22 protein-coding genes are annotated in these 20,560 nt (G+C 48.3%); 1 reads left to right on the top strand and 21 read right to left on the bottom strand.

Annotation, left to right across the window (positions count from 1 at the left end; genetic code table 11):
- Positions 1–11: 11 nt before the first annotated feature.
- Positions 12–485: an outer membrane protein assembly factor BamE domain-containing protein gene (gene bamE, locus SAR116_RS13420; RefSeq protein ID WP_190275457.1), complete on the top strand. Its 474-nt coding sequence runs from the start codon at positions 12–14 to the stop codon at positions 483–485.
- A gap of 11 nt (positions 486–496) precedes the next feature.
- Here the strand turns inward: bamE and SAR116_RS00840 are convergent, their stop codons facing one another.
- From SAR116_RS00840 to nuoG, 21 genes are all read right to left on the bottom strand, one after another.
- Positions 497–979, bottom strand: coding sequence for a transcription antitermination protein NusB (locus SAR116_RS00840; protein ID WP_013045040.1), 483 nt, complete (start codon positions 977–979; stop codon positions 497–499).
- 4 nt (positions 980–983) lie between these two features.
- Positions 984–1,415, bottom strand: coding sequence for a 6,7-dimethyl-8-ribityllumazine synthase (locus SAR116_RS00835; RefSeq protein ID WP_013045039.1), 432 nt, complete (start codon positions 1,413–1,415; stop codon positions 984–986).
- Positions 1,415–2,566, bottom strand: a complete 1,152-nt coding sequence (gene ribB / locus SAR116_RS00830; RefSeq protein WP_013045038.1) for a 3,4-dihydroxy-2-butanone-4-phosphate synthase — start codon at positions 2,564–2,566, stop codon at positions 1,415–1,417. Before ribB ends, SAR116_RS00835 begins: the two co-directional genes overlap by 1 nt.
- A 2-nt stretch (positions 2,567–2,568) precedes the next feature.
- Positions 2,569–3,165, bottom strand: a complete 597-nt coding sequence (locus tag SAR116_RS00825; protein WP_013045037.1) for a riboflavin synthase — start codon at positions 3,163–3,165, stop codon at positions 2,569–2,571.
- A gap of 31 nt (positions 3,166–3,196) precedes the next feature.
- Complete coding sequence (gene ribD, locus SAR116_RS00820) at positions 3,197–4,336, bottom strand: bifunctional diaminohydroxyphosphoribosylaminopyrimidine deaminase/5-amino-6-(5-phosphoribosylamino)uracil reductase RibD (RefSeq protein WP_274378517.1); 1,140 nt, start codon at positions 4,334–4,336, stop codon at positions 3,197–3,199.
- Positions 4,329–4,781: a transcriptional regulator NrdR gene (gene nrdR, locus SAR116_RS00815; protein WP_013045035.1), complete on the bottom strand. Its 453-nt coding sequence runs from the start codon at positions 4,779–4,781 to the stop codon at positions 4,329–4,331. Before nrdR ends, ribD begins: the two co-directional genes overlap by 8 nt.
- A 45-nt stretch (positions 4,782–4,826) precedes the next feature.
- A complete protein-coding gene (gene glyA, locus SAR116_RS00810) occupies positions 4,827–6,095 on the bottom strand; it encodes a serine hydroxymethyltransferase (RefSeq protein WP_041861007.1) in 1,269 nt (422 codons plus the stop codon).
- Between the two features lie 152 nt (positions 6,096–6,247).
- Complete coding sequence (gene rpiB, locus SAR116_RS00805; RefSeq protein WP_013045033.1) at positions 6,248–6,697, bottom strand: ribose 5-phosphate isomerase B; 450 nt, start codon at positions 6,695–6,697, stop codon at positions 6,248–6,250.
- 442 nt (positions 6,698–7,139) lie between these two features.
- Positions 7,140–7,376, bottom strand: a complete 237-nt coding sequence (locus SAR116_RS00800) for a DUF1467 family protein (RefSeq protein WP_013045032.1) — start codon at positions 7,374–7,376, stop codon at positions 7,140–7,142.
- An 8-nt stretch (positions 7,377–7,384) separates the two neighbouring features.
- Positions 7,385–7,792 (bottom strand): methylmalonyl-CoA epimerase, encoded by a 408-nt coding sequence (gene mce, locus SAR116_RS00795; protein WP_013045031.1) that lies wholly within the window; start codon positions 7,790–7,792, stop codon positions 7,385–7,387.
- Positions 7,789–9,468, bottom strand: coding sequence for a ribonuclease J (locus tag SAR116_RS00790; RefSeq protein WP_013045030.1), 1,680 nt, complete (start codon positions 9,466–9,468; stop codon positions 7,789–7,791). Before SAR116_RS00790 ends, mce begins: the two co-directional genes overlap by 4 nt.
- 2 nt (positions 9,469–9,470) lie before the next feature.
- Positions 9,471–10,304 carry a type III pantothenate kinase gene (locus tag SAR116_RS00785; RefSeq protein ID WP_013045029.1) on the bottom strand — a complete coding sequence of 278 codons (834 nt, stop codon included), beginning with the start codon at positions 10,302–10,304 and terminating at the stop codon, positions 9,471–9,473.
- Positions 10,304–11,044 carry a biotin--[acetyl-CoA-carboxylase] ligase gene (locus SAR116_RS00780; RefSeq protein WP_013045028.1) on the bottom strand — a complete coding sequence of 247 codons (741 nt, stop codon included), beginning with the start codon at positions 11,042–11,044 and terminating at the stop codon, positions 10,304–10,306. The genes SAR116_RS00785 and SAR116_RS00780 overlap by 1 nt, the downstream gene beginning before the upstream one ends.
- A gap of 11 nt (positions 11,045–11,055) precedes the next feature.
- A complete protein-coding gene (nuoN, locus tag SAR116_RS00775; protein ID WP_013045027.1) occupies positions 11,056–12,507 on the bottom strand; it encodes an NADH-quinone oxidoreductase subunit NuoN in 1,452 nt (483 codons plus the stop codon).
- Positions 12,508–12,539: 32 nt separating this feature from the next.
- A complete protein-coding gene (locus SAR116_RS00770) occupies positions 12,540–14,045 on the bottom strand; it encodes an NADH-quinone oxidoreductase subunit M (RefSeq protein WP_013045026.1) in 1,506 nt (501 codons plus the stop codon).
- Positions 14,046–14,048: 3 nt separating this feature from the next.
- Positions 14,049–15,983 (bottom strand): NADH-quinone oxidoreductase subunit L, encoded by a 1,935-nt coding sequence (gene nuoL, locus SAR116_RS00765; RefSeq protein WP_013045025.1) that lies wholly within the window; start codon positions 15,981–15,983, stop codon positions 14,049–14,051.
- Positions 15,984–15,989: 6 nt separating this feature from the next.
- Positions 15,990–16,298, bottom strand: coding sequence for an NADH-quinone oxidoreductase subunit NuoK (nuoK, locus tag SAR116_RS00760; RefSeq protein ID WP_041861003.1), 309 nt, complete (start codon positions 16,296–16,298; stop codon positions 15,990–15,992).
- Positions 16,299–16,305: 7 nt separating this feature from the next.
- Positions 16,306–16,911: an NADH-quinone oxidoreductase subunit J gene (locus SAR116_RS00755; RefSeq protein WP_013045023.1), complete on the bottom strand. Its 606-nt coding sequence runs from the start codon at positions 16,909–16,911 to the stop codon at positions 16,306–16,308.
- Between the two features lie 22 nt (positions 16,912–16,933).
- A complete protein-coding gene (gene nuoI / locus SAR116_RS00750; protein WP_013045022.1) occupies positions 16,934–17,422 on the bottom strand; it encodes an NADH-quinone oxidoreductase subunit NuoI in 489 nt (162 codons plus the stop codon).
- 20 nt (positions 17,423–17,442) lie between these two features.
- A complete protein-coding gene (nuoH, locus tag SAR116_RS00745) occupies positions 17,443–18,471 on the bottom strand; it encodes an NADH-quinone oxidoreductase subunit NuoH (protein ID WP_013045021.1) in 1,029 nt (342 codons plus the stop codon).
- 4 nt (positions 18,472–18,475) lie between these two features.
- The gene (nuoG, locus tag SAR116_RS00740) at positions 18,476–20,554 is read right to left on the bottom strand and encodes an NADH-quinone oxidoreductase subunit NuoG (protein WP_013045020.1); all 2,079 of its coding nucleotides are present in this window, start codon (positions 20,552–20,554) and stop codon (positions 18,476–18,478) included.
- Between the last annotated feature and the right edge of the window lie 6 nt (positions 20,555–20,560).

Here is a 20,560-nt window from a genome sequence, read left to right as displayed (position 1 = left end):
GGAACGTGGCTATGACCAGACGAACATTTGCACCCATGACAGTTTTGCGCGCACTTTCTTCTTTAAGCCTATTGAGCATCGTAATGCTGAGCACTATTGGATGTGAGTCGCGCATCAGTTCTCATGGACATAACATTGATGAAGCCGAACTGGCAAAGATTGAACTTGGCAAAAGCACGAAATCCGATTTGATTTTCATTCTCGGAAAACCTAGCTTTGATGGTGCTTTCGGGTCTGGCAAAACCTACTATGTTTCTCAGATAATGGAAGAACCTGTTGCTGGTTTGAATCAAACAACATCCCGCACTGTGGTTATGTTTACGGTAGATAAAAATGATATTGTCCGCGCTGTTGACGTACTTGACGAAGATTCAGGCATATCGATCGCCCATATTGATGAAAAGACGCCAACACCTGGCAACACATATGGTGTGATTGATCAGGTGTTCAAGAATCTTAAGCGACGTCGCGCAACCGAAGAATAGACTCCCAAACGTTAAGCTGTACCCATCTCAACCGTCCGCACGATACGCGATAAACGGTCTAGAACTGCGTTCACAAACGCAACTTCGCAGCCACAGGCATCGCTGATAGCCGCATATTCACTAACCACAGCACGCGCTGGTATATGCGGCATGAAACGTAACTCATAAGCCCCGCATCGTAACAAAGTCAGCTCAATCAATGGCAGACGTTTAATACTCCATCCACTTGCCAAAGAATCGGCAATATCCTCATCTAATAGCACCATCTCTTTTTCAACGCCTGTATAAAGGGCATTCAGATGCTCGTGATCAAGATCTTTAACCCGAAAGGATTTTGACACATCCGGCGCATAATGCGTCAGATAATCCGGTGCAAAATCAACCGAGGCGCGATCAGTAATCTGTGATTGATATAATATCTGTATCGAAGACACACGCGATGCAGATCGCCGGCGAACAGGAACAGGTTTCAGTTCAGCATTTTCTTTTGCCATATGATCAGATACCTACATCTTGTTTCAGTTTTGCCATAGCCAGAGCCGCGCGTGCAGCATCACCACCCTTGTCTTTACGACTTTTATCAGCACGTGCCCATGCTTGATCTTCATCTTCAACCGTGATGATACCGTTACCAATGGCTAGATTTTCTGCCAGCGCCAAATCCATAAGTCCGCGCGCCGACTCATTGCAAACAGTGTCATAATGGCTTGTTTCTCCTCGAATAACACAGCCTAGTGCAACATAACCGTCAAAGCGCTTGTCGCTGGATGCGTAAAAGGCAATCGCTGCCGGAATTTCAAGCGCACCCGGCACAGAAATGGTTTCGTGCGTTGCGCCTTGGTCATCAAGGGCGGCTATGGCACCTGCCTTCTGAGCATCAGCGAGCGCTCCATAAAAGCGCGCTTCAACAATTAGAAAATGTCCTGACATTACTGCCCTTCTCCATTCAACGGCTTCCAGTCAACAATCTCCAGATCGTATCCATCCAGGCTGATAACATTTGGCTTGGAATTTGATAACAGCACCATTTTTGAAACGCCAAGATCACCAAGAATTTGCGCACCTACTCCATATTCACGCAAATCATGTCCCGGATTATCACCGCTATTGGCATCTTGCATCACCCGCTGGCTTACCATTGATGACAGGCTAGCATTTGACGATTCACGAAGCACAACAATAATGCCGCGCCCATTATTCTCAATCACACGCATAGCTGTTTGCAACTCACGGCCATTCCGGAAAGGAGACGCCTCGTCAAGCACATCAGACATCAAGTCAAGGGCATGCATTCTCACCAGAATAGGGTCATCTCCGGAAATATCACCTTTCACAAGAGCTATATGCTCAACATCCGAGATCGTATTTACATAGATAATCATCCGCCATGAGCCGCTTGTCTGTGAGGCGAAGTCCGTTTCCACTGACCTTTGAATCAACGTTTCATTCATGCGACGCCACGCAATTAAATCGGCAATAGTGCCAATTTTTAAATCATGTTTTTTGGCAAAAGGTAGCAGATCATTAAGACGTGCCATTTCGCCATCATCTTTCATAATTTCACAAATAACACCTGATGGATTTTCCGATCCAGCTGCCCGTGCGATATCGATAACAGCTTCGGTATGCCCTGCCCGAACAAGCGTTCCACCATCGCGGCCAATAAGCGGAAAAATATGTCCTGGCGTGGTGATGTCTTTTTCACTTCGTTGCGGGTCGATAGCTGTACGAATCGTATGGGCACGATCCGCAGCTGAAATACCTGTTGTAACGCCTTCCCGCGCTTCAATCGAAACTGTAAACGCTGTCTGATGCCGCGATTCATTGCGTCGCTCCATCATGCCAAGACCCAGCGCATCCGTTCTTTCGCGTGGCAAAGCCAAACAGATGAGTCCGCGCCCATACTTTGCCATAAAATTAATATTTTCCGGGGTCACCCATTCACCCACAACACACAGATCGCCCTCATTCTCACGATCTTCATCGTCAATCAGGATGAAAAGCTTGCCTTGTTTGGCATCGGCAATAACATCTTCAATGGGGGACAATGCGGGCATATCTGATTTACCGGACTGACTCATTATTACGCTTCCTTATTAAGGCTATTCAGGCGTGCAACATAGCGTGCCAGCATATCTATTTCCATATTCATTTTCTGACCAACCGTCAGCACACCAAACTGGGTCACATCCCACGTATGGGCAATAACATTTATAGTAAAACTATCGTCAGTGACATTATTCACTGTCAGAGACACGCCATCTAATGTAACCGATCCCTTAGGCGCAACAAACATCGCTAAATCAGCAGGCACACTGAGACTGACAATATGACTGTCGCCATCAGGCGTGATCGATAACACTTCGGCCAATCCATCGACATGACCTGACACGATATGACCGCCTAGCTCATCTCCCATACGAAGCGCACGTTCAAGATTAATCTTGTCACCCTTTTGCCAGTCACCAAGCGTTGACACCGATATTGTTTCGGATGATGCCTCAACCTTAAAGCTATGTGCATCACGAGCAACCACAGTCAAACATATACCCGAACAGGCAATAGACGCCCCTATATCAATCGAAGCGCAATCCCAGTCACATCCGATAGTCAGATGCCGGTCCCCTGCATCGTGGATATCAAGAATATGGCCTTGTCCGGTAATGATTCCTGTAAACATCAAAACATCCGTTACTTATGATTACGCCAGTCTAAAGAGATTTAGCCAGAATGGTCAGGCGATCCCGTCCGATTTGCTGATGATGTGTCTCGGTATATCGTGTTTGCTCAGGCAAAGCCACTAGCTTTAAGGGTGATATAGCAGGAATAGCGTCACTGCCCAGTAAATGTTGGCTTTGCGTCCAATGTATAACGTCCACCAGGTCATCGGCAATTATGCTGGTCACAATAGAACTGCCCGCCTCAACCAGCAGATTATTCACCCCCGCATCACCCAGATAACGTAAAATCTTTTGCAGATCGAGCCGCTTTTGCAAACCATCATCCTGAGCTTTATCTACAGCCATTGGCACAATAACGGCGCCAGACTTTTCAAGCGCAATCCGTGCATCAGGTGACGCGGTTTCAGCACAAAAGATCACTGTTGGCACAGCGTTGTTATTTTGCAGAATCTTGGCACCTGGAGGGCAACGAAGCTGACTATCCAGAATAAATCGAGACGGGCTATCATGTTCCAGCCCAGGCAACCGGCATGTCATTTCTGGATCATCTGCCAGAATCGTACCAATACCTGTCAAAATCGCGTCTGATTTACTACGAAGCACATGGACATATCGGCGCATTGGTGGTGATGTCAGCCAAACTTTCCGACCATCCCCAAGTGCAATACCACCATCCAATGATGTCGCTGTCTTGATGGTGACAAGAGGGCGCTTATGCACCATACGATGCAAAAACCCCTGCATGACAGAATAGGCCATGTCACTGCCGATATCGGTAATAACGTCAATACCAGCCGCACGAAGCATGGTCACGCCCTTGCCATTCACACGTCTATCAGGATCTTGACACGCTATGACAACGCGCCGGATTCCTGCCTCGATCAATGCTGTAGCACATGGGGGTGTTTGCCCATGATGAGCACAAGGTTCCAGCGTGACATAGGCAGTGCCACCATGCGCGCGCTGACCTGCCATCGCCAGTGCCACTGTTTCGGCATGCGGCCGGCCCGTCCGCGCTGTATGCCCTGCCCCGATAAGTTGACCCGAGGCAGCTATAATCACACAGCCAACCGGCGGATTCTCAGCGGCGCGCCCGACGGCCTTTCGGGCTTCGGAAATGGCATACCGCATCCATTTTTGATCAATGTTTTTAGTTGGGATATTAGTCACCAAGTTCTTTTTCAACAAAGGCTTCAAAATCTTTGGCTTCTCCAAAGTTTCGATATACCGATGCGTAACGTATATAGGCTACGTGATCGAGTTGGTTAAGCGCCGTCATGACCAATTCACCAACCAGTTCGCTTGGCACATCCCCGTCAGAATAGCTTTCAAGCTGGCGCACAATCTGATTGATCGACCGAGCTTTATCGTCAGGGTCAACATCGCGCTTGCGCAAGGCAATTTCGAAAGACCGTTCAAGTTTGTCGCGATCAAAAAGAGACCGGCGCCCATTACGCTTTACGATCATAATTTCACGCAACTGCACACGCTCGAATGTTGTAAAGCGTGACTCACATTGACCACAGTAACGGCGACGCCGGATCGCGGCGCCGTCTTCACAAGGTCTAGAGTCCTTTACCTGCGTGTCTTCACTAGCACAAAACGGACAAATCATTTCCCAAACCCACGCTATATATTGACGTGAGGATGATTGTACACACTATTGATAGATTGGGAAAGCCCGACATAGTCTGCGCACTTTTTCACGTACGACAGCCTCAACAGCACTATTATCTTCCGGATTTTCTGCCAAGCCATCAAACACATCACCGATCAGATGACCGATTTCGACAAACTCATCACGCGCAAAGCCGCGTGTTGTGCCTGCTGGCGTGCCCAGACGGACACCCGAAGTCACCATAGGTGGTTGCGGATCAAACGGAATACCATTTTTGTTGCATGTGATGCCAGCATGTTCAAGCGACACTTCAGTGATATCGCCTGTCAGACCTTTTGGACGTAAATCGACCAGCGTCAGATGTGTGTCAGTACCACCAGAGACAATCGCCGCGCCACGTTCGATCAGTGTTTCGGAAAGCACACGAGCATTTTCAACAACAGAGTCGATATATTGCTTGAACTCTGGCCGCATCGCTTCGCCAAAAGCAACCGCTTTACCAGCAATCGCATGCATCAACGGACCACCCTGAAGCCCCGGAAAAACAGCTGAATTGATCTTCTTGCCCAGCGCTTCGTCATTCGACAGGATGATACCTCCACGCGATGCACGTAATGTCTTATGCGTTGTTGAGGTCACGACATGCGCATGGGGAACTGGACTAGGATGCGCACCGGTGGCTACCAGACCGGAAATATGCGCCATATCGACCATCAGATAGGCACCAACCGAATCAGCAATTTCACGGAATTTGGCAAAATCGAGCGTTCTAGGATAAGCCGAACCACCAGCCAGAATCATCTGCGGCTTGCACTCTTCGGCAATTTTCTGCAACTCATCAAAGTCAATTAATGAGGTTTCTGGATCAACGCCATATTGCACGGCATTAAACCATTTACCAGACAGGTTTGGTGCCGCACCATGCGTAAGGTGGCCACCTGCAGCCAATGACATACCCAGAATCGTATCGCCCGGCTTCAACAAGCTCAGGAACACAGCCTGGTTAGCCTGCGCGCCAGAATGCGGCTGCACATTTACAAAGTTACATTTAAACAGCGTCTTGGCGCGTTCAATCGCTAACGTCTCGACAACGTCCATATACTCACAGCCACCATAATAACGACGACCTGAATAGCCTTCGGCATATTTATTGGTAAAAATCGATCCCTGTGCTTCCATGACTGCCGTGCTGACAATGTTTTCGGATGCGATCATTTCGATCTGATCCTGCTGGCGCACAAGTTCATGCCCTAATGCTGCCGCTACCTCAGGATCGGTATCCTTTAATGGTGCTGAGAAAAATCCGTCCATTACGAATGATGGTATCGTTCTTTTTAAATCGTCCATAATAATCTCCTTTGGTTAATTCGGTCTCGATGACCATTCCTCGACAGGGGGAGCCGAATAATTACACATGTTACCGACATAGTGCGCATTCCATTTGCGACACTATTTCGCTCAAACTAGGGCGAAAGTTTCGTCAACTTATCCACCCGCCTCGCATGACGACCACCCTCAAAGTCGGTAGCGAGAAACGCATCAATGCACGCCAGCGCCGTTTCCTGGCTTATCAGCCGTTCACCAAGCGCAATCACATTTGCATTATTATGCTCACGTGACAGACGTGCCGCTTCGGCAGACGTGACCAATGCGGCACGCGCCCATGGAAAACGATTTACAGCGATTGAAATACCTATACCACTTCCACAAATAGCAACGCCACGTGCATCAGCATCGTCAGATAATGCCATAGCTAGCTTTTCTCCATAATCTGGATAGTCAACTGAACTGCCATCATCTGGGCCAAGATCAACCACCTGTAAACCTTGCGCCACAATATGCGCAGCGACCGCTTTGCGCAGTTCAACACCGGCATGATCAGATGCCAGATAAATTTTTGCATGCGCGGCCATATATCCTCCTTTATCCGATCACTTAAAATCAACACCCGTTTTCACAAGTAAAACATTTACCCAAACGCGTAGCATATCAAAACAGCATTAAACAATGACATGTCTTACGTTGCCAGATTACCTCTAAATAGCTAATTCACTATGCCTTGTTACAAATAATACATATGAATGACTATTTTATTAAAAAAGGAATAATTTTGTATCGACAAACGATGTTTTATTGCTTAGCGTAATAATAACAGGTTGCAAAGACCGGGTTTAGGGAGTGAAAAAGCCAACACAGATTGGCGATTGTTTGAAAGGCAAGGCGTGAGCCTTGCTTTTTCTTTTTGGTTTGGTTTTTCTACGCCCAGCCTAGATTGTAGAAGCCTCACACTGGCCAAGAAATCATTAATCATGACGCATTAACGCCATCTGCGACAGGTCGTCGCGGGGGTGCCAATTACAGTTTATCCAGCGATATCATTCCCGAATCAATAACCATGTAAACGATAATGAATAAAATAGCAGCGATAATTGTCGCCACCCCTGCCTTGCGCCAAATCAAAGGCCGTTCGGGTGCCGATGTCGCATGCCCCGTTTCGACGGTTTTTGGTGACTTTACACCAAAGGGCAATGTCATCAAAAACACCCACCACCATAAAAGTATATAAACGACGACTCCTGATACAATATCCATGACCTGTCCTAGCGCACTTCTTCAAGTTCAATCAAAGTGCCATTGAAATCCTTTGGATGTAAAAACAAAACCGGATTCCCATGCGCGCCTTTTTTTGGTGTCCCGTTACCAAGCACGCGCGCGCCCTTGGCTGTCAAATGATCACATGCTGCGGTGATATCCGACACTTCGTAACATATATGATGCATGCCACCATCAGGATTGCGTTGCAGAAACATTGCGATTGGTGAAGTCTCGCCTAATGGTTCCATAAGCTCAACTTTACCATTTGGAGCGTTGACAAAAACGATACGCACCCCATGTTCGGGCAAGCTTTCGACTGTACTGACATCTGCACCCAGTACATCTCGCCAGTGCAACGCTGCCTTTTCAACATCAGGCACGGCAATCGCGATATGATTTATACGGCCAATCATGCCATCAAATCCTCTTGGTTCACCCGCATGATATGAACATGCGTAATTGGGCGCAATCCAAACATACTTCTTGCAACACGGCGCACAGCCTGCCCAGAAACTTCCTCAACCGAATCATCATTCTTGCGGGCTGATTTACCAAGTTGCTCAACCGCATCCTCAACGGCTAAAGACGCCGCCGCGATATAATCATCAGCTTTGTCACCTTCGCCTAGACCGGTCTGGCTTACCGCTGGCACCATACAAATATTCCCTGTTCGGTTCAGTACCAGACTAACTGTCACACTACCATTCCACAACATCCGGCGGCGCGCGCGAAGCATATCCGCCTGCATATCAATAATCGATCCGCGTTCATGCGTCATCGCGCCTGTATGCACATTATCGATAATCTTGACCGTCTCATCATTCAGCTTAATGACCGCGCCATTGTCTGGCAGGATTGTTTGCGGCACCTGACAACTTTCGGCCAGTTCAGCATGCGCTACAAGATGCCGCGCTGTACCATGCACGGGAATAGCGATTTTGGGTCTGACAAGACCATACATTTCGACCATTTCATCCCGCGAAGGATGACCAGACACATGCACAGGCGCATCTTCATCGGTAATCAGATTGATTTTCCGACGGACTAGCATGTCCTGCACACGGCTGATCGCATTTTCATTACCTGGGATCTTTCGCGACGAATAAATCACCGTATCACCTGGATCAAGAGACACGGTTTCATGCGCACCGGCGGCAATCTTTGCCATTGCGGCTCGAGGTTCCCCCTGCGTACCCGTACAAATGATGACAACATTTTCGCGTGGTAGCAGATTTATGTCACCCTCGGGTACAAATTCAGGTAGATCGAGTAAATATCCGACTTCACGCGCGGCAGATATCGCCCTATTCAATGCGCGGCCCACAATAGCTACCGAGCGATCATTTGCCTGCGCCGCTTTCACAATAGAGTCAATTCGCGCAATATTACTGGCAAAACATGTTACCGCTACACGGCCTGTAGCCGCGCCAATAGCGTCAGTCAAACCATCTCGTGCCTCAGCTTCAGAACCGGTATGTCCGGCAACCATCGCATTGGTTGAATCACCAACCATGACAAGCACACCTTCATCGCCAAGCTTGGCAAGACGATCCTTATCCGTATCGGTGCCAAGAACCGGCGTCTTGTCAAATTTCCAGTCGCCTGTATGCAGAACCAATCCAGCGTCAGTTCGGATGGCTAAGGCAGCTGGATCAGGAATTGAATGATTAAGACCAATCATTTCAATCTCAAAAGCCCCGATTTTTTCAACCGCATTCATGCCCATTTCATGTAGTGGAATATCATAGTCATTCCGCGACTCGGCAAGCTTGCGACGAAGCAATGCTAGGGTAAAGGCACTCCCCCATATCGGGCACCCAAGACTACTCCACAGATAAGGGATAGCCCCCAGATGATCTTCATGACCATGGGTCAGAACAAGTCCGGCTAATTTGTCACGATGCTTCTGAATAAATTGCAAATCAGGAAGCACGACATCAATGCCGGGGGTGCTTTCGTCGGGAAATGAAATGCCCAGATCAACCATCAACCAGCTATCCTGATAATGGTATAGATTTACATTCATGCCGATTTCGCCAGAACCACCTAGCGGAACAAATAGAAAATCAGACTTTGAAAAATAGGTCATATTTAGCAATCAACTTTGTTTGAGTGCGCCGTTATGGCGGAATTAGATTCATTATTAAGGTTATATATGGCAACAAGGCCGCGTAGCGTAAGGTCGGCATCAACTGCAGAAATCATCGGCAAATGTGGCGCAAAAAGCGATGCTAATCCACCAGTGGCTATGGCTGGCAACTCGACGCCCTGCTCTGTTCGAAGACGCGTGATCAACCCTTCAATCATGCCAACATAGCCCCAAAAAATACCCGACTCCATAGCACTTGTCGTATCGCGCCCCAGAACCGGTAAAGTGTGATCCCATGGCTTAACATCAAGACGTGGCAAACGCGCTGCTGCTTTATATAAGGCATCAACCGATACATGCACACCTGGTGCAATTATACCACCTGCATACGCCCCATCGGCACGCACAAGATCAAGTGTTGTGGCGGTGCCAAAATCAAGGATAATGGCTGGAACCTGATGATAATGTTTTGCTGCCACGGCATTAACTAGCCTGTCGGCACCTGCCTGTGACGGATTGTCAATATCAACCGTAATACCCAGATCAACGCCTGCATCTCCAATCAACATTGGATCAAGACTGAATCCGGTGCGCGCCATCATCACCAGATGCGGGGTAATTTCCGGCACAACGCTAGCCACGACAATGCCCGAAACCATATCGTTGGCTAAATTGGCTGCACTCATCATCTGCCCCAGCCAGACGGTATAGTCATCACCAGAACGCGAGACGTCAGTTGCAATGCGCCAGCATCCAAGCTGCCTGCTAACATCAGCTGTATTGTCATAAACAGCAAACACAATATTGGTGTTGCCACAATCTACGGCCAGAAGCATCAGTTACCATCACCCATTAAAACGACATCACCAGTAGTGATATGGTGTGTCTTGCCTGATGCATCAACCAGCATCATGGAACCATCATCGTCAATACCAATAAAACGTCCCGTTAGCCCCGTGTCCATAACGGTAACATTCTGGTTCAAAAAAGCGGCATGACGCATCCATTCATCACGAATTGGGGCAAAAGCTGTTTGATTAAACATATTATAACGCCGTGCCAGATTATCCATATAGTCAGCCGCCAGCAATGCTGGTGTTGTGACATTATCACCCAGATCGACAAGTGACGTCGGTTGTATATGCCCCGGCATGGCTGTATCAGCTTTGATAGGTGCCACGTTAATACCCGTTCCAACAATCAGGGCATCCTCCACCCCTTCAAGCAGAATACCGCAGATTTTCCTGTCATTGACCAGAATATCATTAGGCCATTTCACTTTAGGCCGATGTGATGCCAAAACATGCGCAATTGTTTCGCGCGCGGCTAATGCCGCTACAAAAGACAAAAGTGGCCAAAGATGTTTGTCATAATCAGGCCGTAGAACGAACGACAGATACATCCCACCCTGTGGTGAAATCCATGTGCGTCCACGCCGACCACGTCCTGCGGTTTGTGTGCCTACCAGAAAGCCGGTTCCTGTTGGTGCGCCGTCAAGCGCAGCCTTGCGGGCAAGATCAGAAGATGATTTGGCGACGTCGGCGGTGGAAAACGTCCAAGCTGCGCTTGTCACCATATGATCTGATCCTAGTTGCTCGTCATCAAGGTTGTGGCCGCAATATCAGCCGTCCCAAGCAAGCTACCAAGTCCGGCAAAGAACAGCAGAACCACAGCCAGAGACACGGTCAGCACCAAACGGTTCGACATCGGCAGATCAGCATCCAGCGGATCATCACTGTCTTCGAAATACATCATGCGGATGATACGTAGATAATAAAAGGCACCAACAACCGACATGACCACACCGATAACTGCCAGCGGAATCAGACCTGCATTAACAGCTGCCAGAAACACATACCATTTACCAAAAAAGCCAGCCAGCGGCGGAATTCCTGCCATCGAAAACATCATGACCAGCAAGCCAATGGCAAATAAGGGATGAGTCTTTGATAGGCCACGCAGATCATCAATTTTCGTGGCGGATTTTCCTTCACGACGCATCATCAAAATGATCGCAAACGTACCTGCCCCCATAAAAATATAACCTGTCATATAAATAATGACGCCCAGCACACCAGCATGCGATCCCGCCGCCAGACCTGCAAGCGCATAGCCCATATGTGCGATAGACGAATAAGCCATCATCCGCTTAATATCAGTCTGCATAATGGCACCAAAAGCACCAATAACCATTGATGCGATCGACAAAGCAACAAGCACCTGTGACCATTCCACGGCTATCGGACCAAAAGCACCATAGGTCAGGCGCATCATCAACGCCATTGCCGCTACCTTTGGCGCAATCGCAAAAAGGGCAGTTACCGGTGTCGGCGAGCCTTCATAGACATCTGGTGTCCACATATGGAATGGAGCTGCGGATATTTTAAACGCGATGCCACAAATCATGAATACCATGCCTATAACAAAGACGACTGGTAACGCACCTGTTGCAACAGCCGCAGAAATACCGTCAAAGCTGGTCGTTCCGGCAAATCCGTAAACCAGTGACGCGCCATAGAGCAACATGCCTGATGACAGCGCGCCAAGCAGAAAATATTTCAATCCGGCTTCGGATGAACGAAGTGAATTTGTCCGCATAGCGGCAACCACATAGAGTGGCAAGGATTGTAATTCAACCGCCATATAAAGCGACATCAGGTCATTTGCCGAAATCATAAGCATCATGCCAACAACAGCCAGCAGAACAAGCAAACTGAATTCAGGTTTGTTGATATCATCCTGTTCCAATGGACTGATAGACATATATAAAGCCGCAAATGAACCCATTAGAACCAACAGTTTCATATAGGCACTGAATGAGTCGGCGCTGAACATGCCTGAAAAGGCTGTTGTTGCGATATCACCACCCTGCCACAACATCACCGCCGCAATCACAATGGCACCCAGAGCTATTGAACAGACACGTTTTGCATTTACAGCACCATCACCACCATAGGCAGCTACCAGCACAAGCAATAGCGCAACACATGCCAGAAACATTTCCGGAAGAGCAGGCAGGATATCATTTATTTCAAACATGAGTGCCGTTCCCCTTGAGAACAAATATGAGTCTAATTAGATGCGACGAGCGCAACGCCACTTACCGACAATTCATCAATAATTATTTGAATCGAAACAGCCATCACATCCAGCAAAAACGCCGGATAGATGCCAAACACCAAAACCAGAATGCTGATCGGAACAAAAATGCCTAATTCGCGTAGTTGCATTGGCTCCATTGATTGGACTTCGGCTTTGGTGACCTTGCCAAACATAACCCGGCGATATAGCCACAACATATAAGTCGCCCCAAGCACAAGACCTGTAGCGGTGAAAAAGGCCACCCATGTGCTGGCTTTCCACGCCCCTACAAGAACCAGCATTTCACCAACAAAACCGCTTGTTCCTGGCAGACCAACCGATGCCAGCATCATAAACATGAAAAATACGGCATAACGCGGCATAACCTTGGCAACGCCACCATAAGCATCGATTTCGCGCGTGTGAAGCCGGTCATAAACAACACCCACACAAAAGAATAAGGCCGCTGATACCAGACCATGACTGATCATCTGGAACATAGCACCGGCAATGCCCTGCTCGGTGAAGGTAAAGATGCCAATCGTAACGAATCCCATATGGGCAACAGATGAATAGGCGATCATCTTTTTCATATCTGATTGCGCCAATGCCACAAGTGACGTGTAGATTACCGCAATTACAGACAAGGCAAAGATGACGGGTGCAAACAATTCAGACGCATGTGGAAACATTGGTAGCGAGAACCGCAGAAAACCATAACCACCCATCTTCAAAAGAACACCAGCTAATATCATCGACCCTGCTGTTGGGGCTTCAACATGCGCGTCAGGCAACCATGTGTGTACAGGCCACATCGGTACCTTTACCGCAAATGAGGCAAAAAAGCCAAGGAACAGCCAGAATTGCATGCCTGTGCCGAAACTATGCGCGGTCAGCATGGGGATGTCGGTTGTGCCGGTTTGCACATACATGGCCAGCATACAGACCAGCATCAGCACTGAACCCAGCAAGGTAAACAGGAAGAATTTAAACGCCGCATAAACCCGTCTTGCACCACCCCAGATACCGATGATCAGAAACATCGGTATCAACACCGCTTCGAAAAACAGATAGAACATCAGCATATCGAGCGAAACAAACATGCCGATCATCATTGTTTCCAGCACCAGAAAGGCGATCATATATTCACGCACTCGATGCGAGATGGCGCGCCAACTAGCCAGTACGGCAAGTGGTGTCAAAAATGTTGAAAGCAGGACAAATGGCATCGAAATACCATCAACACCCATGTGATAATTAATACCTGTATTTGGCAGCCATTCGGCAAATTCTTCAAACTGGTAACCAGCTACATTGCTATCAAAACCAAGCAAAAGCGACAAGGACACGATAAAGTTAAAACCGGTAATCCACAGGGTTACGCTCCGTGCATTATTGGCAACAATTTCATCGTCACCCCTTATCATCAGCAGGAAAATCACACCAGCCAATGGCAGGAAGGTGATGATTGTCAGTAAAGGCCAATTATCGATCATCACTTATATTCCCTTAAGGCGAAAATAATACCAGCTCACCAGCACAACAACGCCGATCAGCATGGCAAAAGCATAGTGGAAAACAAATCCAGACTGTATCCGTGAGCAAAAACCCGAAATCCGAAGCACCAGCCCCGACATACCATCCGGACCGAAACCATCAATCGTATCGCGATCACCGCGTTGCCACAGGATTGCCCCTATCCGCACAGCAGGCTTGACCAACAGCGCATCATAGATTTCGTCAAAATACCATTTATTGAAGAATAAGGCATAAAGAGGCGAAAAGGCTTTTGCCATACGCGCTGGCATATCGGTAAACACCGCATAGAACAATACCGCTAGCAGAACCCCGCTGGAGGCAAGTACAATCGGCAATAGCTTAACCCAACTTGGCACATGATGCGCATTTTCCATGGCCATATGTGTTGGCAGAATGAAAATCGAGTCACCCCAGAATGCTGCCATATCATGGCCAACAAATAGCTCATAACCCAGCCAGCCAGAGAAAATTGCACCCAGAGCCAGAACAAAAAGCGGTAAGGTCATAACCGACGGTGACTCATGCACATGCGCCATCACCTCGGCTGATGCCCGCGGCTTGCCATGGAACGCCATGATCAATAGACGCCAGCTATAGAACGCTGTCAGGAACGCCGCAGCACACCCCATCCAAAATGCAAAATTGCCAACCGATGTATGCGCCCCAAATGCAGCTTCCAGGATCATATCCTTTGAATAGAAACCGGCAAAAAACGGGAAGCCAGCCAAGGCAAGCGACCCGACCCACATCATCACATAGGTGACTGGAATTTTTTTCCAGATACCACCCATATTTCGCAGATCCTGCTCATCAGACATCGCATGGATGACCGAACCTGCTCCAAGAAATAGCAAAGCCTTGAAAAAGGCATGTGTTGTCAGATGGAACATCGCGGCTGGATAGGCCGAAACACCTGCCGCAAAAAACATATAGCCAAGCTGCGAACAGGTTGAATAGGCAATCACGCGCTTGATATCAAACTGTGTCATGCCAACCGTGGCCGCAAAAATGGCCGTCATGCCGCCAATGACAGTGATAACATCAAGCGTAAATGGCGCATATTCAAGCACCGGTGAAAGTCGGCATACCATAAACACACCCGCCGTCACCATTGTTGCAGCGTGAATAAGTGCTGAAACGGGCGTTGGGCCCTCCATCGCATCTGGCAACCATGTATGCAGACCCAGTTGGGCAGATTTGCCCATCGCACCGATAAACAGCAAGATGCCTGCCACTTCCAATGCTGGCAAGCTCATGCCTAGGAAGTTGATGTTCACATCGACATAGAGCGCGGCCTTGGAAAATATATCGTCAAACTGAACAGACCCAAACAAGGCATAGACAGCCAAGATACCAAGTGCGAAACCAAAATCACCAACTCGGTTGACCACAAAGGCTTTCATCGCTGCCGCATGGGCTGACTCTTTATGATACCAGAAGCCAATCAGCAAATAAGACGCGACACCAACACCTTCCCAGCCAAAGAACAACTGGACAAGATTATCGGCAGTGACCAACATCAACATGGCAAAGGTAAATAAGCTAAGATAAGACATAAAGCGCGCGCGCCCTTTGTCATGCGACATATAGCCAACCGAATAGATATGCACCATCGATGATACGCCGGTCACGACAATCAGCATAACAGCGGTGAGTGTATCAAAACGGAGCCGCCAATGCGCTTCAAAATCACCTGACACAATCCAGCGTGATAGATCGACTGTGATAGGCTGTCCACCAATAGCAACTTCGGCAAAGGCAAAAATCGAAAATAAAAGTGACAGTAACAAACCGATGATTGTTATCCGTTCGGCGGCTCTATCATGATGTCCGAGGCTAAGAATGCCTGCAATTATGGAACCAACAAGCGGCAAAAATACTATAGATGCGTACATGTCGCCCTAGCCCTTCATCATATTTACGTCTTCAACCGCGATCGAACCGCGATTTCGGAAAAACACCACCAGAATAGCAAGTCCAATGGCCGCCTCGGCTGCCGCTACGGTCAGAATAAACAGCGAAAATATCTGTCCTTCCAGATCACCGTTATAAGCTGAGAACGCCACCATATTTATATTCACAGCCAGCAACATCAGTTCAATCGACATCAGGATCGTGATCACGTTTTTCCGGTTCAAAAAGATACCAAATATACCCATCGCAAAAAGGATCGCCGAACAGGCAAGGTAATGATTCAATGTTAATTCCATCATAGCTCTAACTTTCCTGCCGTGGTGGCGCTTTGCCAACAGGCACACTAACCACCTCGACCGTTTCATCACGGCGCCGCATATTCTGGTTGGCAACAACCTGACGACGTACACCTGGACGATGCCGCATGGTGAGTGAAATGGCACCAATCATGGCAACAAGCAGGATCAAACCTGCAACCTGAAACAGGTAGATATATTTGGTGTAGAGAACACCTCCAAGTCGAGTGGTATTGGGGATCTCGGAGGCTTCTGGCAATGTCGCCCCTTTGAAGGCATCGCCATACATCGCTGCCACAAGTTCAAATACCAGAATACCACCGACAATCAGACCTAGTGGCAAATATTTCTGAAAGCCAGCGCGCATTTCGGCAAAATTAATATCCAGCATCATCACGACAAACAGGAATAGCACGGCAACGGCACCAACATAGACAACGACCAGAAGCATGGCGAGAAATTCCGCACCGATCAGGACAAATAATCCAGCCGCATTAAAGAAAGAAAGAATAAGGAAAAGCACTGAATATACAGGGTTTTTCGATATCACAACCATAAAGGCGCTAGCCAGCATGATGCCTGCAAACAGATAAAAGAAAAGCGCTTCAAACATTGTCTGTCATTTCCAATCTAGATCAGCGCCATTCGGCGTCAGCTGCAAGATTTCTGGCGATCTCGGTTTCCCAACGATCCCCATTCGCAAGCAATTTGTTTTTATCATAATACAGTTCTTCACGTGTCTCGGTCGCGAATTCGAAATTGGGCCCTTCGACAATCGCATCAACCGGACAGGCTTCCTGACAAAATCCACAATAGATACATTTTGTCATATCAATATCATAGCGCGTTGTTCGGCGGCTTCCATCATCCCGCGGTTCAGCTTCGATAGTGATAGCCTGTGCAGGACAGACCGCCTCACACAATTTACACGCGATACAGCGTTCCTCGCCGTTAGGATAACGGCGCAAAGCGTGCTCGCCACGAAAACGGGGAGAAAGGCTACCCTTTTCATAAGGATAGTTGATCGTAACTTTCGGTTTGAAGAAATACTTCAACGTCAGGAACATGCCTTTGGCAAGCTCAAGAAGCAGGAATGATTTGATTGAATCCATCAACATTCGCATGACTTTATCTTCTCCTATACCTAACCGACGATAACCGCTGGCAGGCGATCAGTTGCCAGCAAAAAGCCGGCTGTTGCCACCACATACAACAATGAAAATGGCAAAAATATTTTCCAACCAAGGCGCATCAGCTGATCATAGCGATAGCGCGGCGTTGTCGCGCGCACCCACAGGAACACAAACAATACCATCATGATTTTCAAAATGAACCATAAAGGGCCCGGAATGATGTTTAATGGCCAGATATCAAATGGTGGCAACCATCCCCCAAGGAACAAAATAACTGTCATGCTGCTCATCAGGATCATATTGGCATATTCACCAAGGAAAAAGAGCGCAAAACTCATGGAAGAATATTCAACAAAATAGCCAGCGACCAGCTCGGACTCGCCTTCAGGCAGATCAAACGGCGCACGATTGGTCTCGGCCAGCGTCGAAATGAAAAAGACAATAAACATCGGGAATAAAGGCAAGGCAAACCACATGCCCTGTTGTGCTTCGATAATCGCACTCAAATTCAGTGAACCTGCACAAAGCAACACATTGATGATAACCAATCCCATCGACACTTCATACGACACCATCTGCGCGGCAGACCGCAAGGCACCAAGAAAGGCATATTTTGAATTACTGGCCCATCCCGCCATGATCACGCCATAGACGCCCAGCGAGGAAACCGCAAACAGATAGAGGATACCGACATTGATATCGGCGATCACAAGCCCTTCACCAAAAGGTATCACCGCCCATGCCACCAACGACAAAACAAAAGTCAGCATCGGGGCAATAATGAAAACAACCTTATTGGCACCAGCTGGCAGGATTGTTTCCTTAGCCATCAATTTCAGCGCATCGGCAAACGGCTGGAACAGGCCAAACGGGCCAACAACATTAGGGCCTTTTCGCAACTGCATGAAACCGATAACACGGCGCTCGGCAAGGGTCAGATAGGCCACAGCGATCAGCAAAGGCCCGACCACGATCATGATCTGGGCAACAATCCACGCAACAGCGCGAATGTCGGCGTTATTGATCAAATCCATAATCATTTGACTACTCCGCCGCTACTGTAGATGACATGGCCACATCATCAACATTGTCATCCAGCAATGCCTTGCGACATTCGGCCATGGTTTCAGATGCACGACTAATCGCACACGTCATATGAAAATTATCGATGCTATTGGTAATCGGTGACGCATCCATCTTGCCACGACCACCAAATTTTGACCATTTAGCGCTTTCGATAGCGTCGCTGTCAGCAAAATGGGGATAGGCTTCATACAAGGCGTTGCGCACCTCTGTCAGATTATCCATACCGATTGATTTATTTATATGTCCGGAAAAGGCACGAATGATCGTCCAGTCTTCCTTGGCTTCACCTGGAGGGAACGCGGCGCGATTAGCATATTGCACACGCCCTTCGGTATTGACATAAATTCCGTCTTTTTCAGTATAGGCGGCACCTGGCAACACCACATCAGCGCCATGCGCGCCCTTATCACCATGATGCCCCTGATAGACTATAAACGCATTACCAAGACGATCCATATCAACTTCGTCAGCACCTAGCAACCAGACAAAATCAAGCTTTTTACTTTCAGCGGCCTTATACATAGCTTCAATATCAAGACCACCCTTGCCCGGGATAAAGTCCATATCAAGGCCACCCACACGTGCCGCCGCGTTATGCAGAACATTAAAGCCGTTCCACCCCTTTGCAACAACGCCATAAGTTTCGGCGATCTGGCGCGCTGTGGCCAGCACCGCGGCACCATCGTCACGGCTAAGCGCCCCCATGCCAATGATGATCATTGGCCGTTTAGCACGTTTCAGAACGTTAGAAAATTTGTTGGAACCATTAAGGATAGCTGCCAATACCGCCGTATCATCACCAAGATGCTTTGTGTCATAAGTCAGATCGCTATCCACCCCTACGACACCAACCGGCATACCTGAGGCCAGCCAGTTACGGCGGATACGGGCATTCAGAACAGCCGCTTCTTCACGGGGGTTACTTCCAATAATCAACAGTGCATCAGCGTCATCAATACCGGCAATTGTCGAGTTGAACAGGTAACCAGCACGTGATCCACCAATTTTGGCACCATCTTGACGACAATCAATATTTGCCACGCCAAGCCGTTGCATCATCGCTTTCAAAGCAAACATGCTTTCAGCATCAGCCTGATCACCCGCAATCGCGGCAATTGTCGATGATTTGGCTTTCTTGATCTTAGTGGCCATGGCTTTGAACGCCTCATCCCAGCTTGCCGGATGCAGGCTGCCATTGGCACCGCGCAAATATGGCTGATCAAGGCGTTGGCGGCGCAAACCGTCAATCGCATAGCGGGTCTTATCGGAAATCCATTCTTCATTCACATCTTCATGCAAACGCGGCAAGACACGCATGACCTGTGATCCGCGTGCATCAACGCGAATGTTGCTACCTACCGCATCCATCACATCGATGGATTCAGTTTTGTTAAGTTCCCATGGACGGGCGGTAAAAGCATAAGGGCGCGACGTTAACGCGCCAACGGGGCACAGATCAATCACATTAGCCGAAAGCTCTGATGCTAGGTTTTTTTCAAGATAGGTGGTGATTTCAACATTTTCACCGCGACCAATGGCACCCAGCTCTGGCACACCCGCCACTTCGGTTGCGAAACGGACACAGCGCGTACAATGAATACAGCGCGTCATAACCGTACTAATCAGCGGACCCATATGCTTGTTTTCAACCGCACGTTTGTTTTCTTCAAAGCGTGATCCATCATGGCCATAGCCCATTGCCTGATCCTGCAAATCACATTCACCGCCCTGATCACAAATTGGGCAATCAAGCGGATGATTGATCAACAGGAATTCCATGACGCCTTCGCGCGCCTTTTTAACACGGTCAGTATCGGTACGAATGACCATTCCATCGCCAGCGGGCATCGCACAGGACGCAACCGGTTTTGGTGCGCGTTCCATATCGACCAGACACATGCGGCAGTTACCGGCAATCGATAAACGGTCATGATAGCAAAAACGTGGCACTTCAACACCAGCAGCTTCACAGGCATGTAACACTGTTGATCCGTCTTCTACTTCGACTTCAACATCATTAACGGTCAGTTTTGGCATCGTGAT

It is taken from the genome of Candidatus Puniceispirillum marinum IMCC1322 (genome assembly GCF_000024465.1).
GTDB lineage: Bacteria > Pseudomonadota > Alphaproteobacteria > Puniceispirillales > Puniceispirillaceae > Puniceispirillum > Puniceispirillum marinum.
Note: the sequence above shows the minus strand (reverse complement) of the source record. Positions and strands in the feature narration are given on the sequence as shown.

Excerpts from the sequence above, each read along its gene's own strand:
- bamE (WP_190275457.1), top strand. The coding sequence starts at position 12 with ATGACCAGACGAACATTTGCACCCATGACAGTTTTGCGCGCACTTTCT.
- SAR116_RS00840 (WP_013045040.1), bottom strand. The coding sequence starts at position 979 with ATGGCAAAAGAAAATGCTGAACTGAAACCTGTTCCTGTTCGCCGGCGA.
- SAR116_RS00835 (WP_013045039.1), bottom strand. The coding sequence starts at position 1,415 with ATGTCAGGACATTTTCTAATTGTTGAAGCGCGCTTTTATGGAGCGCTC.
- ribB (WP_013045038.1), bottom strand. The coding sequence starts at position 2,566 with ATGAGTCAGTCCGGTAAATCAGATATGCCCGCATTGTCCCCCATTGAA.
- SAR116_RS00825 (WP_013045037.1), bottom strand. The coding sequence starts at position 3,165 with ATGTTTACAGGAATCATTACCGGACAAGGCCATATTCTTGATATCCAC.
- nrdR (WP_013045035.1), bottom strand. The coding sequence starts at position 4,781 with ATGATTTGTCCGTTTTGTGCTAGTGAAGACACGCAGGTAAAGGACTCT.
- glyA (WP_041861007.1), bottom strand. The coding sequence starts at position 6,095 with ATGGACGGATTTTTCTCAGCACCATTAAAGGATACCGATCCTGAGGTA.
- rpiB (WP_013045033.1), bottom strand. The coding sequence starts at position 6,697 with ATGGCCGCGCATGCAAAAATTTATCTGGCATCTGATCATGCCGGTGTT.
- SAR116_RS00800 (WP_013045032.1), bottom strand. The coding sequence starts at position 7,376 with ATGGATATTGTATCAGGAGTCGTCGTTTATATACTTTTATGGTGGTGG.
- mce (WP_013045031.1), bottom strand. The coding sequence starts at position 7,792 with ATGATTGGCCGTATAAATCATATCGCGATTGCCGTGCCTGATGTTGAA.
- SAR116_RS00790 (WP_013045030.1), bottom strand. The coding sequence starts at position 9,468 with ATGACCTATTTTTCAAAGTCTGATTTTCTATTTGTTCCGCTAGGTGGT.
- SAR116_RS00785 (WP_013045029.1), bottom strand. The coding sequence starts at position 10,304 with ATGCTTCTGGCCGTAGATTGTGGCAACACCAATATTGTGTTTGCTGTT.
- SAR116_RS00780 (WP_013045028.1), bottom strand. The coding sequence starts at position 11,044 with ATGGTGACAAGCGCAGCTTGGACGTTTTCCACCGCCGACGTCGCCAAA.
- nuoN (WP_013045027.1), bottom strand. The coding sequence starts at position 12,507 with ATGTTTGAAATAAATGATATCCTGCCTGCTCTTCCGGAAATGTTTCTG.
- SAR116_RS00770 (WP_013045026.1), bottom strand. The coding sequence starts at position 14,045 with ATGATCGATAATTGGCCTTTACTGACAATCATCACCTTCCTGCCATTG.
- nuoL (WP_013045025.1), bottom strand. The coding sequence starts at position 15,983 with ATGTACGCATCTATAGTATTTTTGCCGCTTGTTGGTTCCATAATTGCA.
- nuoK (WP_041861003.1), bottom strand. The coding sequence starts at position 16,298 with ATGGAATTAACATTGAATCATTACCTTGCCTGTTCGGCGATCCTTTTT.
- SAR116_RS00755 (WP_013045023.1), bottom strand. The coding sequence starts at position 16,911 with ATGTTTGAAGCGCTTTTCTTTTATCTGTTTGCAGGCATCATGCTGGCT.
- nuoI (WP_013045022.1), bottom strand. The coding sequence starts at position 17,422 with ATGCGAATGTTGATGGATTCAATCAAATCATTCCTGCTTCTTGAGCTT.
- nuoH (WP_013045021.1), bottom strand. The coding sequence starts at position 18,471 with ATGATTATGGATTTGATCAATAACGCCGACATTCGCGCTGTTGCGTGG.
- nuoG (WP_013045020.1), bottom strand. The coding sequence starts at position 20,554 with ATGCCAAAACTGACCGTTAATGATGTTGAAGTCGAAGTAGAAGACGGA.